Here is a 13,593-nt window from a genome sequence, read left to right on the forward strand (position 1 = left end):
TCCTCAAGCTTGTATCCGGATGCTCCGACCATATGACGCGAACATCTGAATGGCTCACGGTATCTTGAAGCGCGATGGACAGCAACGCGGGGACGTGTGAGGACGATGGGCCGGCTCAGCAGGGCACAGGCGCAGGAGCGCAATCGCGCCAAGGTGCTGGCGGCGGCCAGAGGTGAGTTCGCCGAGCACGGCTTCCGGGACGCCAAGGTGGACGGGATCGCCCAGCGCGCCGGGCTGACCCGTGGCGCGGTCTACTCCAACTTTCCCGGCAAACGGGCGCTGTACTTCGCGGTGCTGGCCGATCTCGCCGAGCGTGCGCCGGAGCCGCCGCATCCGGAGCCCGGCCGTACGGCCCGTGAGGCGCTCGGTGTACTCGCGCGCGCCTGGGTGGCCCGGCTGCCGCTCGCCGATGTCGGCGAACAGCACGGTATGCCACGGCTCGGTATGTATCTGCTGCCCGAAGTGCTCGCCGAGGAGCGGACCCGACGGCCGTTCGCGCAGCTGATGAAGGTGGACGCGATCCTGCTCGGGCTCGCCCTGGAAGGGCTGCGGCCCTCCGGCGCACCGGCCGGCAGCCTGGTGCGGGTCGCGGAGGCGGTGCTCACGACCTTGCACGGCGCGAACCAGATGGCCGCCGCCGCGCCGGGATTCATCGAGCCGTTCAATGTCGTCAGCGCCTGTGAGCAGCTCGCGGGCCTCGGTCTCCACGACTGGTGGCCGCCCACGCATGTGATCACACAGGTACGGGAGGCGGACGAGCCGTGGTTGCCGCCGCGCGCGCTGGACGCGGTGCGCGGCGAGCCCGCGCTGCTCGCGGGCGACGGTGTGGTGGCCGTCCTCGGACTGCACCGGCTGGAGGCCGTCGAGGAGGCGGTACGGGCCGCTCCGCCCGGGACCCGTATCACCGCGGTCCTGGTCACCGGGGATCCCGATGAACTGGCGCCGCTGGCACGGCTGGCGGTGGCCGAGCTCTGCCGCTGTCTACGTCAGGCGTTCCCGCCCTCGGCGTGGCCGCGCGTACAGGTGGTGTTCGACGAGTCGGGCGCCCTGGCCGCGGCGGCCGGTCTGTCCGCCGTCAGCGACGGGACCGAGGCGGCCGTCCGGATCGAGGCGGACAGGATCGTCGCGTGCGCCGACGGCCGTGGCGCGTGCCACGCGGTCACCTCGGCCCTGGCGACCGCGTCCTTCTGCCCGGCTTCATCGGCCGGGCAGAAGGACGCTTGAGCGGTGCGACGGGGAAGGTGTGGCGGGAAGGTCCAGTGGGAAAAGCGCGGTGGGAAGGCGCCGGGCGGAAGTGGGTCAGCAGGCGGTCAGAAGGTCATGCTCCAGCTGTCCAGATAGCCCGGCGGAACGGTGAAGATGCCCGGTGTGTTGTCCTCGACCCGTAGCGTCCAGGTGCCGTTCGCGGGCACGGCCGAGGCGTCGACGGTGTAGGTCGCGTTCAGCTCCGGGCCCGGGCCGTAGATGAAATCCTTCACCCGGATCCTCGTACCGTCCTCGCTGATCAGGTCGATCACCTGGCCGTCGGCGAAGGCATGGAAGAGATGGACCGTCACCTTGAGTTCACCGGAGGCGTTGCCTTCGCGGCCGGTGACAATGATCGGAGAGGTCGCGACGCCCCAGTTGGGGATGTCGAACCGTGCGGGATTGACGAAGAAGTCACCGCCGGAGGCGAGGACGGTCCAGGTGAAGGGAACTTTCAGCGTCTCCGCCGCGGAGTTTCTGACGACGACTGTGGTGGTGAACTCGCCGGCCGTCGTGGGCGTACCGGCGATGAGACCGGTGACGGGATCGATCGACATACCGCCGGGCAGACCGGTGGCGGAGTAGGTCAGAGTGCCCGGCCGGGAGGTGGTCGCCTCGATCTGCCGGCTGGTCGGCTGGCCGGCTGCCGCCTCCCGGGTGGACGGTGCCGTCACTGCGATGTGATTGACGTAGCGCGGACCGACGTTGACGGCGGCCCAGGCGTTGCCGACGGCCTCGTACGCGTCGCTGGACCTGCCGAACAGATCGGCCGCGGCCTGGAGAGTGGCGACACGCGCGCCCGCGTAGTCGGTGTCGCTGGTCATATAGAGAGTCAGCGCCCGGTACCAGACATTGGTGGCGTTGTGCAGACCGAGGCCCGCGACGGGCTTGTTGTCGAAGGTCGGACTGTCGTAGCGGACGCCCTTGATGGTCTTCTCGCCGCTGCCCTCGGCGAGCAGATAGAAGAAGTGGTTGCCCACGCCGGAGCTGAAGTGCGGGTCGAGCGCGTCGGTTTCGGGAGTCCAGTAGTCCTGGGAGGTGCCCTTGGCCGATGCGTCCCTGGAGGGATGGTCCATATAGCGCAGCGGTCCGCCCGTACCGCGTACGTCGTCCAGCTCGCCGATCTGGTAGTCGGGTACGTCGGCGGCGCTGTTGGCGTAGAACTCGGCGGCGGTGGCCATGATGTCGCTGGTGGCCTCGTTCAGACCGCCGGACTCGCCTTCGTAGTCCAGATCGGCGGTGGCGTAGGTGACACCGTGGGTCATCTCATGGGCGGCGATGTCGAGCGAGGTCAGCGGCCGGGCGTTGCCGATCCCGTCGCCGTAGGTCATGCAGAAGCAGTTGTCGTCCCAGAAGGCGTTCGCGTAACCGTCGCCGTAGTGGACACGGGAGTACGCGCCGACGCCGTTGTTGGCTATGCCGTTACGGCCGAACCGGTCGTGGTAGAAGTCCCAGGTCTTCTGGGCGCCGTAGGCGGCGTCCACGGCCGCCGTCTGGCGGTCGGCGGTGGTTCCGTCGCCCCAGATGTCGTCAGTGTCGGTCAGCAGCCTGCCGGAGCCGCCCAGAGTGAGGTCATAGGTCCTGTGGCCGCCGCGCTGAGGATCGGTCAGTTCGTAGACATCGCCGTTGCGCACCGAGCCGAGCTGCACCTTGCCGCTGTACTGGCTGTTGCCCGTACCGGCGTGGATCTGCTCATGGCTCTGGAGCCGCGCACCGCTCCTGGCATCGGTCACCACATGCAGTTCGCTGGGCGTGCCGTCCGCCTGGACACCGGTGACGACGGATTCCCAGGCCAGCGTGGGTTTGCCGTCGCCCATCCAGACGACCAGCTCCGGCGCTCCGTCCGGAGCGGCCTCGTCGGTCTGCTCCGCCTCCGCGACGGCGAGGGCCGACTTCTCCGCCGCCGTCGCCGTGAGAGCGGCCTTGGTCGTCGGCACCGAGACCGGCGCGTTCGACGCCTTGGTGACGGTACGGGCGCCGGCGCGCTCGTGGACGACCAAGTCGCCGCCGAGCACGGGAAGTCCGGCGTAGGCGCGCTCGTAGCGGGTGTGCAGAGTGCCGTCGGCGTCCTGGACGACATCCTTCGGTATGAGCTTCTCCTGATCGCCCAGCTTCAGTGAACGGGCGGTGGCGGGCGCCGCGTTGGCGGCGGCTCTGAGCAACTGCGCCCGCCGTGCGGGAGATAGTTCGACGGCGGCGGCGCCGGGTCTTGGCTCGGCCGCGATCTGCCGTGGTGCCCGATCCGTACCGGTGGGCGCGGCCTGCGCGGCGAGGACGGCTGGCACGGCTGGAATAGCGGCCGAGGCGGGCAGTGCCGGGACGAGGAGCGCGGCCATGGCGACGGCCGCCGTCGCCGCCAGCCGCCCGCGTATGGAGGTCCGGCGCGCGGGGATCGGACGTGTGGAGGTCGGACGTGGAGAGGTCGGACGCGAGGAGGGAGGCGATGCGTGAGACAACGTTGTCCTGCTACGGAAGATGCTCGTCATTCCTGCGGCTTCCTTCTGTCCGGCCATGGGTGACGGCCGGCGGTGACGGGGGAACCGGAGGCGGTGGGTGCCCCGGCGAGAAGACCTGCGATACGACGTCCGTGCGGTGTGCAGATAGTTTCAGCGGGACATCGGAATGTCATCACTCCGGAGATCATTGTCCGAGAGTCGGTCACCTGTCCGATGCGATCCGCCGTCATATGCCAGGGATCACGTGGGCCTTTACCGGGCGGCAACACCGCGCTTACCGGTCACTTTGGCTTGTTCCGGTCCACAGCTTCCTGGGTGACGTCCTGGACAGGGCATATCGAACGGTCCATCAGGAACTGTGTCGCGAAGGCCGTCACGCCGTACCCTGCCGGATGGCCGCTTTCCACTCCCACCGGCCCGTCTTCAGAGGAGCGATCCACGTGAGTGCAGCACCCGTACGCTTCGGCCTGGTCGGCACCGGCTGGCGGTCGGAGTTCTTCGTCCGGCTGGCACAGAAGCTGCCCGACCGGCTCACGGTGACCGGTGTGGTGAGCCGGTCACCGGAGCGCGCCGCCGAGGTGGAGGCCGCATGGGGAGTGCCCGCCTGCCGCAGTATCGATGAGCTGCTGGCGGGCCCTGGGGCATCGGAGTCTCCTGGATCGCCGAAGCCTCCGGGAGCACCGGAGTCCTCGGGAGCGCCGGAGTTCGTCATCCCGTCCGTGCCGTGGTCCGTCACTCCGGAGGTGACGAAGGACCTCGTGCGCCGCGAGGTGCCGGTACTGGCGGAGACACCGCCGGCGGCGGACCTCGAAGGACTGCGGGACCTCTGGCGTGAGACCGGCGGCAGCGGGCTCGTCCAGGTGGCGGAGCAGTATCCGCTGATGCCTGGGCACGCGGCGCGGCTCGCCCTGCTGCGGGAGGGAGTGATCGGTGAGGTGACCTCGGTGCAGATGTCCTCCACGCATCTCTACCACGCGGTCTCCCTGATCCGGCACACGCTGGGAGTCGGCTTCGAGCCCGCCACCGTGACCGCGAGGTCGTTCACCGCGCCGCTCGCCGATCCGCTGTCCAGGGAGGGATGGGCGGACGATCTGACGCCCAAGGACGCCGCGACGACCATCGCGCTCCTGGACTTCGGCGGGCGGATGGGGCTGTACGACTTCACGGACAACCAGTGGTGGAATCCGCTGCGCGGCCGGCGGATGGTCGTCCGTGGCTCGCTGGGCGAGATCGTCGACGATCAGGTGGTCAGGATGGCGGATCCGCGTACGCCCGTGGAGTCGCCGCTGGTCCGCCGCCGTACCGGAACCGATCTCAATCTGGAGGGCTCCGAACTGCACCACATCACCTTCGACGGAAGGGTGGTGTACCGGAACGAGTTCGTCGGGGCGAACCTCTCCGAGGACGATCTGGCCGTGGTCGACCTGCTGTGCCGTACGGGTGCCTGGGTACGCGGCGAGGCCCCGGAGCCCTATCCGCTGGCCGAGGGCTGCCAGGACCATCAGATCAGCCTGGCGATCGAGGAGTCCGTGCGCACCGGGACCGCCGTGACCACGACACGGGAGGCCTGGGCGGTCTGAGAGGCGACGGAGGCCGCGTCAGTACGGCGGTGCGTCGGCAGAGGGGGCCGACGCACCGTCACAGGCGGCCGGTCAGTGATCGATGACGTCCCGCCAGGAGTGCTGCGGTACGAAGCCCAGCACCTCGCGGGCGCGGTCGATGCTCAGCAGTGTCTCGTACGTCCCGATCTCGCGGGTCAACTCGACGCCCGGGAACACCTCGGCGAGCAGTTCGGCGGAGGGCCGCCGCATGATGGTGTCCGCCGCCGCGATGACAAAGCTCTGCGCACCGGTCACCTGCGCGGTGAGCGCGAGACGGCAGGCGCCCGCAACATCCCGCGCGTCGACGTAGCCCCAGAGGTTCCACTTCCGCAGATGCGGATCGGCCCAGTAACCGGGGACGAGACGGTAGTCCTCTTCGAGATGGACGTTGGAGAGCCGCAGCGCGACAAAGGGGATGCCGGACCACTCGGCGACATGCCGGGCCGTGGTCTCGCCCGTCACCTTGGAGAGCGCGTAGGTGCTGGTCGGGTACGGATAGTGGTCCTCGTCCACCGGCGCGTAGCGGGGCGGGACGTCGAACGGGAGGCCGAGGGTGGTCTCGCTCGATGCCCACACCACACGGGACACCTTGTTCTGCGCGGCGGCGAGGAAGACATTGTTGTTCATCACCGTGTTGGTGTTCAGTGTGTGGGCGGCGGGGAACAGGCCGGGCGCCGGGATATTGGCCAGATGGACCACCGCGTCGACACCCTGGAGGGCGTCGACGGCCTGTCCGTAGTCCGTCAGATCCGCGCCCAGGAGGGATGTCCCGATCCTGGCCATCCTGTCCCGGTCGCCGGGACCGGCGACGATGTCCAGGGCGACGACATCGTGACCGTGCTCCAGCAGATCCGCGACGACGACACGGCCCGTCTTCCCGTTGGCACCGGTTACAGCGACTGTGCTCATGGGAGTGCTCCCCACTCGGCGTTCTTCCCAGGGCTTACTGCCTGGCGCCTCATCCTCTCCCGGCCGGGTTCAGCGGAAGCAACAGGCCACGGGCTTCACTCGACTGGCCACAGCATGGCGGGGACGAGCCACGGGCTTCACGTCTGTGTCCGTCGTACGCATTCGGCGATCATGGTGTGCAGGCTTCCGGTGCGCCGCAGCATGTCGCGTTGTACGCGCGCGCCGTTGCCCGTTCTCAGCAGCCGGCGGAGGCCCTCCTCGGCCAGTGCCAGATCCCCGTGGTCCCGCAGAGCGTCCCGTACATGGGCCAATAAGGACCGTACGACCGCTTCGGCGGGAGCGGGCTCCATGGTGCGGGGATGGACGAGCCGGTCCTCCAGCCCTGAGCGGCCGGCCCGCCAGGAGGCGAGCCGCAGTGACGCGACACGGTGCGGCAGCGGCGGCACCTGTGCCCGCCACTCGCGCGCGGCCGTCTCGACCAGCCCTCGCACCAGCGCGGCCACCACAACCGTGGTCGACGCGTCGAGGCATACGTCGGCCACCCGTACCTCGACGGTGGGATAGCGCTCCGCGAGCCGGGCATCGAAATAGGCCATCGCCGAATCCCGCAGCACTCCGGTGGCGGCCATGGCGGCCACATAGTCGTGGTATCCGGCAGCCGATCCGAACAGCTCCACCGGTCCGGCCGAGGGCCAACGTCCCCATACACGGCTGCGATAGCTGCTGTAGCTGCTGTCGTGCCCGCGCCAGAACGGTGAGTTGCCGGTGAGCGCGAGCAGCACCGGCAGCCATGGTCTGATCCGGTCGAGGACGGCGACTCCCTCCTCGTCCGACTCCACGGCCACATGGACGTGACAGCCACAGGTCAACTGCGCCCGGGCGATCGGCCCGAACTCGCGCTCCAGCCAGAGGTAGCGCTCGTCCTGATTGACGGCGGAATCGAAGGGCAGCGGAGAGGTCGCCAGCGCGGCCACGGCGGCGCCCACTTTTCCGGCGTACTCGGCGGCCTCCGCGCGCCGTTCACGTATCTCCGCGGCCAGCTCCGTCATCTCCGTGCGCGGACGGGTGGCGAACTCCAGCTGCTGGCCGTGGAGTTCCTTCTGAAAGGCGTGTCCTTCTCCGCCGGCCCGGTCGGCTGTCGCCAGCACCGCGGGCGACACGGCGTAAGGCTCCCAGGTGACCGCGTCCACCAGCAGTAGTTCTTCCTCAACGCCGACGCTGCGCAACAGGGCCGCCTCTCCACGGGGGAAGCGGAACCGTACGGCACGGCCCGGACCAAGGGAAGGGCGCCTTTGACCGGTTTTCTCCATCGACGGCCTCTCCCGGCCTCGTACCCGAACCGCGTATCCGCACCCGCACGAGCTCCGTTCACCCGATTGCGAAGCTCGGAAGGACATCTCTCCAGGAAGGTGAGAAGACTGGGATTCACCGGCGGAGAGCTCAGTCCTTCCCTGCCTTCCCTCACATGGATCACACACGTCTCCGGCCGCCGGACGGGGCCGTTGCATGACAGGCGACTCGACTCCATGACAGGCGACGGAAACCGGACGGAAGAGGAGATGCCGGATGACTGGGTACGCGTTTCGCCGGCTGCGTATGTCCGCGGCGGCCGGACTCATCGCACTGAGCCTGGTCTCGTGCGAGTCCCAGGAGCACGGGGCGGGCTTCTCGCCGCGCGCCCATCCGTCCCACCCGTCCCACCCGTCCCACGCGGGCGTGCACGGGCCGTTCACGCGGAAGATGGACGAGAGCATGCGGCTCATGGCCGAGGCCATGGCGGATTCGCGTATGACCGGCGATCCCGACCATGACTTCGCGGCCCTGATGGTGGCGCATCACCAGGGTGCCGTCGAGATGGCCAAGGCGGTCCTGGAGCACGGCAAGGACCCGGTTCTGCGGCGACTGGCGCAGGAGATCATCGTCACGCAGCAGCAGGAGATCGGTGTCATGAAAGGCCGGATGACGGCGACGTCCTCGGCCCGCCGCGGTTCGGAGCCCGGCTGGTTCGGCCAGAATCCGGGGCCTGCCGAGCCGATACGCCGGCCCGCCGAGCCGATACGTCCGGACAGGGAGGTCTCCGGAGGAGGGAGCGGTACGGGAGCGGGCACGGAGGCGGGTACGGGTACGGGAGCAGGTACGGAGGCGGTCATCCCGATATCCGGGCAGGACCGCGTCTACACCGCCGACCAGACGTCGAACACCGTCTCCGTGATCGATCCCGCCGCCAACCGGCTCCTGGGCGTGATCCGTCTCGGCGATCCCGTACCGGGCGCGCTCAGCCCGCTGTACAGAGGCCAACTGCTCGTCCACGGGATGGGCTTCTCGCCGGACCATCGGACCATTGCTGTCGTCTCCATCGGCTCCAACTCGGTCACACTGATCGAGACGGCGACGAACAAGGTCAAGGGCGTTGTGTACGTGGGGCGTTCGCCGCACGAGACGTTCTTCACGCCCGACGGCCGCGAACTGTGGGCGACCGTACGCGGCGAGGACTACGTATCGGTGATCGATCCCGTCCGGATGAAGGAGAAGCGCCGCGTCAGGACGGCGAACGGGCCGGGGATGGTGCTGTTCCGGCCGGACGGCAGATACGCCTTCGTGCCCTCCAGCTTTACTCCCGAAGTGGATGTGGTGGACACCCGGACGTACCAGGTCGTGGCCCGCGTCCCGCAGGCCAGCCCTTTCTCGCCCAACCTGGCCGTGAGCCGCGACGGAACCGAGGTGTGGTTCACGCTGAAGGACTCCGGCAAGACACAGGTGATGAGTGCCCGGCCGCCCTTCCGTATCCTCGCCACGCTCGACACCGGACCGATCAGCAATCACGTCACACTGGTCGACAACGCCAAGGGCCACTTCGGCTATGTGACGGTCGGCGGCGAGAACATGGTGAAGGTGTACCGGCGCGGCAGGGCGCCGACTCTGGTGGCCACCATCCCCACCGGCGATCTGCCGCACGGCATCTGGGTGTCCGGTGACGGCACACGGGTCTACGTCGGACTGGAGAACCAGGACGCCGTCGCGGCCGTCGACACACTGAAGAACCGGGTGATCGCCACGATTCCCATCGGCCAGCAGCCGCAGCAGTTGCTGTACGTTCCCCGGGCCGTCCCCACCGGCAAGGGCACGGCCAATCTGATGCCTCTCGGAGTCGCGGGCATGGCCGGTCACCTCACGCTGAGCGCGCCGAAGGGCAGCGGCGGGCGCGGCCACGCGACCGTCTCCGTGAACGCGCTCGGCGCACTGGACCTCCTCCAGGTCGCCGCGACCGGTCTGGAACCCGGGAAGAACTACACGCTCTGGCTCACGAAGAACCGGACGGCGCCGTTCGGCCGCAAGGAAGCACTCACCATGTTCACCACGAACGCGGCGGGCGCCCAGGTCAGCCAGGCGATCGGCCTGCTGCGGGAGGTACTGACGCCCGCGAGCGCGGCGGAGCGGGCCGCCGCCCATGAGCGCTTCCTGATCATCACGCGGGCGGACAGTGACACACCGGTGGCCGTCCAGGAGAGCCGTAAGCCCATGCCACCGACACCGGGCCTGCTGCCGGATCCGGCACCGGCGGCGGGATGACGAACCGTTCCGGCCCTCGGCGAATCGTCGGGGCCGGGACCGGGCCCAGGCCCGGGCCCTTCACGGTGTGGCCGGGGCCTTCACGGTGTGGAGGGCCTGGTCTCGGTCCAGTCGACCATCAGCTTCCGTTCGGCGAAGAGCCAGTGGCCGTCCAGCTTGGTGAAGGTGTCGAGATAGCGGATGGAGGCGATCATCAAGGTGCGCTGTCCGTCCACTTCCCAGAGGTGATGGGCGAGGCAGTAGGTCTCGCCGGTGGCACTGTCGCCGTCGACGGTCACCGTGGACTGGCCGTTGAAGTGGGTCGTGGTCTCGTAGGTGTTCAGATTGTCGAAGACCGGCGCCAGCGCGTCGCGGCCGTGCAGTTCCTGCGTCGGCTCGGCGGAGCGGCTGTCCATGTGGACGACGAAGTGCGTGTCCTTCGTGAACAGCGCCATCTGGCCTTCGGCGTCGCGGCTGTCCGCGCAGTGCGCGTACGCGTCCACGAGCTCACGCAGGGCGAGACGGTCCGCTGCTTCTTGCTCGGATACGGCGGTGTGGATGCCCATGGCGTCTCCTCGGGGAGCAAAGGGCGGCGGCCCGCCACAAAGCGTTCCGGCGCCAACTATTTTACATGTGTCCAATACTGTAACTCGTGCCGCCGCGCCCGCCGTACCGCGGCCCACACCGCAGGCAGGCCGGGCCATGGCACCGCGGACGTGGGACCGGGCCCCTGACATGGCACGATGACCTGGCCGACCGCAGGGAGGAGAGACGGCCGCATGGTGGACCCACGGATCACCCGGACAGAGCGCGCCACCGAGGAAGCCGTGATCACACTCGCGTCCGCCCGGCCCGTCTCCCGGATCAGCGTCTCGGAACTGGCCGAAGCGGCAGGCGTCAGCCGCGCCACGTTCTACAACCGCTACACGACGCCGCTCGATGCGCTCACCCGCGTGCTACGCAGGGATCTCCAGGCCAGACGCGCCAAGGACGAGGAACGCCGGGCCGCCCGCACAGCGCCGCCCGGCGTCGACCTGCGCCTGGCCACCGGGGACATCGTCGACCACGTCGAGCGCTATCGCGAGATCTACCGCCACGCGCAACACGATCCGGCGGACCGCGGAGTCTACGACGCGTTGACCGACCACTTCACCGACTACACCCTCGCCTTCATGCACACTTCGGGCCACGCTCCGCCCGAGGGGATCAACCACCGGATCGTGGCGCAGTTCCTTGCACACGGCTTCGCGGGAGCACTCAAGGCCTGGCTGTCGACCGAGGACGTCAGCCGCGACGACCTGGTCGAAGCGGTGAGCGCCGCAGCTCCGGTCTGGTGGACCCAGTAGAGTCTGAACTCCATTGCGCCTCATATCTTCCGGGAGTCGTCGGTGCCCTCCCCGTTCATGCGCGGCACCGTGCTTGTGGGGCTGGCCGCCCTGCTGTCCGGTTGCGTCAACTCGACCGGCGCGGCCGAGCGTTCCGCAGGTGAGGCGGGCGATTGCGAGTCGTCCGTGGTCTTCCGGTCCGGCACCGGCGGTTACCACACCTTCCGCATACCGGCCGTGGTCGCGGCACCCGGCGACACCGCGGGCACGCTCATCGCCTTCGCCGAGGCGCGCCGCAACGCCCAGGCCGACACCGGCGATGTCGATGTCGTCACCCGGCGTTCGACCAACGGCGGTTGCACCTGGTCACCGATGGAAGTGGTGGCGGACGCCGGCCCGGACACGGTGGGCAACCCCGTCCCCGTCGTCGTACCGGAGACCGGGCGCCTGGTACTCCTGACGTGCGGCAATGCCGCGACCGCCACCGAGGAAGCGATCCTCCAGGGAGACCATCCGCAAGCGGCGGGCCGACGGGTCTACGTCCAGCACAGCGACACCGCCGGACGCACCTGGTCATCACCCACCGAGATCACCGACCAGGTCAAGCGGCAGGACTGGCGCTGGTACGCCACCGGACCCGGCCACGGCCTCGTACTGACCCAGGGCCCGCACGCCGGACGCCTGGTCATCCCGGCCAACCACTCCACCGCACCACCCGCCGACAGCTCCGCCACCGGGACGGAACCGCGCTACTACGGCGGACACTCGCTGCTCAGCGACGACGGCGGCACCAGCTGGCGCATCGGCTACGTCGACGCCACACCCGACGGCCGCGTCAACGTCAACGAAACCACGGCGGCCCAACTGCCCGACGGCCGCGTCTACTTCAACGCCCGTGACCAGCACGGCACCGCGCCGGTCACCCGCGCCCACGCCTACAGCAGCGACGGCGGACAGTCCCTGGACGCGCCCTTCGCTCCCACTGAGGACGTGATCGCGCCCATCATCGAAGGAAGCGTCCTTCAGACACAACAGGGCGGACAGGCCGGCCCGCTCCTGCTGTCCGCACCCGCCGACCCCAAAGCACGCAGCCACATGACCGTACGCTCCAGCACCGACGACGGCCTGAGCTGGACCACCGGCCTCCGCCTGACGACACACCCTGCCGCCTACTCCGACCTGGTCCAGGTCGACCAGAACACCGTAGGCATCCTGTACGAGACCGGCCGCAGCACCGCGTACGAAACCATCACCTTCACCCGACTCCCCCTCGACCGGCTCCGCTGATCCGGCAAGATGTCCGCGATCGTGGTTTTCTCCGAAGGGGATCCATGGTTCACCAATTCCCATAACTGGAACGCCATTCTTCGGCGTGCCATGGATGCCGCGCGCCCTGCGGACCGTCAGTCGTCCGACTGGTTTCTCAACGAAACCGGTCTGGATTTCCCATCCGTAGCACCCGCTGATCGAAGCTCCGTGGCCCGGTTGATGCTCGCGGTGATCGAAGCACTGGAGTCGGAGCACACCGCTCAAGCCGGACCGAGAGCCGGGGCGAGCAATCCGCTTTACGGTGACCTCGAACAGAAGTTGCTGAATGAGGTCAGAGTGAGCATGAACAACTAAAAGTCCCCGGTCGATACCGGAACCTCCCTCAAGCTCTTCAACTACCTTGGAGCCGCGGCCGTTGTCGGCGAAGCCGAATCGCGAACAGGCCCCAAGATCGGCCGCATTCGGCCGGTGTCCGCGCTAGAGTCCTCACCTGCGAAATGACGGTTTCCCCGGGGGAAGGATCGTCACCAGGGAAGTGGCTCGCGACTTCGGGAGAACATATCAAGAGCGTTCACGCAGATCCGATCCGGCTGCGTGGCTGAGATCTGAGAGCGCTCCGAGCCCCGTGGACTCCATGTCAGTCTTCGTCTGCCTTGGAGAGGGCTTCGGTGATCATGCGGGTGGCGAAGTCGGGGTCGTCGGTGATGCGGTTGATGTGCTCCGCGAGGAGGAAGGCGGTGGCTTCCAGGGGGGTCATCTCGTCCTGGGTCCAGGATCCGTACTGCTTGCGCCACAGGTTGGGGCTCAGGCCGGTGCCCGCGGCGATGACCATGCCGGCCATGGTGGGGATGGCCTCGGGGCGGACGCTCCTGGGCATCATGCGCATCGTGGCCACGAGGCTGGGCACCACGTACTCGATGACATCCTTGTCGTGGTCCTCGTAGGCCATCCGCAGCCACTTCGTGAACATGAAGACGAGCGTGCACGCGCCGTCCAGCACGTCACTGGCGCCCTTGGGGCCCAGCGACGCGGTGAACTGGTCGATCAGCGCCTTCTGTTCGGGATCGGTCTCGGTCCCGCCGGCGTGGATGACTTTGAGCCGGGAGTCGATCATCATGAGCGCCGCGCCCACATCGCCGGCGGGAGCGTACTTGGGGTCGCAGGGCGATGACACAGAATTCCTCCTCGGATGACCGCGGTGAGCAACGCGGCGTATCCGTACAGTAAACGGCCGACGAG

At 68.5% G+C, this 13,593-nt stretch carries 11 protein-coding genes; 6 read left to right on the forward strand and 5 right to left on the reverse strand.

The genetic code is table 11. The features are described from left to right. Window positions 1–105: 105 nt before the first annotated feature. Window positions 106–1,224: a TetR/AcrR family transcriptional regulator gene (locus ACFV6H_RS07100; RefSeq protein WP_385539790.1), complete on the forward strand. Its 1,119-nt coding sequence runs from the start codon at window positions 106–108 to the stop codon at window positions 1,222–1,224. Window positions 1,225–1,310: 86 nt separating this feature from the next. Here ACFV6H_RS07100 and ACFV6H_RS07105 read toward each other — a convergent pair whose 3' ends face one another. Beyond that, the gene (locus ACFV6H_RS07105) at window positions 1,311–3,581 is read right to left on the reverse strand and encodes a M4 family metallopeptidase (protein ID WP_385539387.1); all 2,271 of its coding nucleotides are present in this window, start codon (window positions 3,579–3,581) and stop codon (window positions 1,311–1,313) included. A gap of 560 nt (window positions 3,582–4,141) precedes the next feature. Here ACFV6H_RS07105 and ACFV6H_RS07110 point away from each other — a divergent pair. Beyond that, window positions 4,142–5,281: a Gfo/Idh/MocA family protein gene (locus ACFV6H_RS07110; RefSeq protein ID WP_385539389.1), complete on the forward strand. Its 1,140-nt coding sequence runs from the start codon at window positions 4,142–4,144 to the stop codon at window positions 5,279–5,281. 72 nt (window positions 5,282–5,353) lie between these two features. On the opposite strand, the gene ACFV6H_RS07115 is transcribed toward ACFV6H_RS07110, so the two are convergent. After that, the gene (locus ACFV6H_RS07115; RefSeq protein WP_385539391.1) at window positions 5,354–6,211 is read right to left on the reverse strand and encodes an NAD-dependent epimerase/dehydratase family protein; all 858 of its coding nucleotides are present in this window, start codon (window positions 6,209–6,211) and stop codon (window positions 5,354–5,356) included. Window positions 6,212–6,348: 137 nt separating this feature from the next. Then, window positions 6,349–7,437 carry a glutamate--cysteine ligase gene (locus ACFV6H_RS07120; protein ID WP_385539393.1) on the reverse strand — a complete coding sequence of 363 codons (1,089 nt, stop codon included), beginning with the start codon at window positions 7,435–7,437 and terminating at the stop codon, window positions 6,349–6,351. A gap of 340 nt (window positions 7,438–7,777) precedes the next feature. On the opposite strand from ACFV6H_RS07120, the gene ACFV6H_RS07125 reads away from it, so the two are divergent. Continuing rightward, entirely contained in the window at window positions 7,778–9,781 is a 2,004-nt protein-coding gene (locus ACFV6H_RS07125) for a DUF305 domain-containing protein (RefSeq protein WP_385539395.1), read from the forward strand. Between the two features lie 80 nt (window positions 9,782–9,861). Here ACFV6H_RS07125 and ACFV6H_RS07130 read toward each other — a convergent pair whose 3' ends face one another. Continuing rightward, window positions 9,862–10,326: a nuclear transport factor 2 family protein gene (locus ACFV6H_RS07130; RefSeq protein ID WP_385539397.1), complete on the reverse strand. Its 465-nt coding sequence runs from the start codon at window positions 10,324–10,326 to the stop codon at window positions 9,862–9,864. A gap of 213 nt (window positions 10,327–10,539) precedes the next feature. Between ACFV6H_RS07130 and ACFV6H_RS07135 the strand changes: the two genes are divergently transcribed. Genes ACFV6H_RS07135 through ACFV6H_RS07145 form a run of 3 tightly spaced genes read left to right on the forward strand, consistent with a single transcriptional unit; the run spans window position 10,540 to window position 12,708 of the window. After that, on the forward strand, window positions 10,540–11,106 hold the full coding sequence (locus tag ACFV6H_RS07135) for a TetR/AcrR family transcriptional regulator (protein WP_385539399.1): 567 nt from the start codon (window positions 10,540–10,542) through the stop codon (window positions 11,104–11,106). A 42-nt stretch (window positions 11,107–11,148) separates the two neighbouring features. Further along, window positions 11,149–12,372, forward strand: coding sequence for an exo-alpha-sialidase (locus ACFV6H_RS07140; RefSeq protein WP_385539401.1), 1,224 nt, complete (start codon window positions 11,149–11,151; stop codon window positions 12,370–12,372). 9 nt (window positions 12,373–12,381) lie between these two features. Further along, window positions 12,382–12,708, forward strand: coding sequence for a hypothetical protein (locus ACFV6H_RS07145; RefSeq protein ID WP_385539403.1), 327 nt, complete (start codon window positions 12,382–12,384; stop codon window positions 12,706–12,708). Between the two features lie 283 nt (window positions 12,709–12,991). Here the strand turns inward: ACFV6H_RS07145 and ACFV6H_RS07150 are convergent, their stop codons facing one another. After that, a complete protein-coding gene (locus ACFV6H_RS07150; protein WP_385539405.1) occupies window positions 12,992–13,528 on the reverse strand; it encodes a hypothetical protein in 537 nt (178 codons plus the stop codon). Window positions 13,529–13,593 lie beyond the last annotated feature (65 nt).

Origin of the sequence: Streptomyces sp. NPDC059743 (assembly GCF_042732975.1) — a bacterium.
GTDB lineage: Bacteria > Actinomycetota > Actinomycetes > Streptomycetales > Streptomycetaceae > Streptomyces.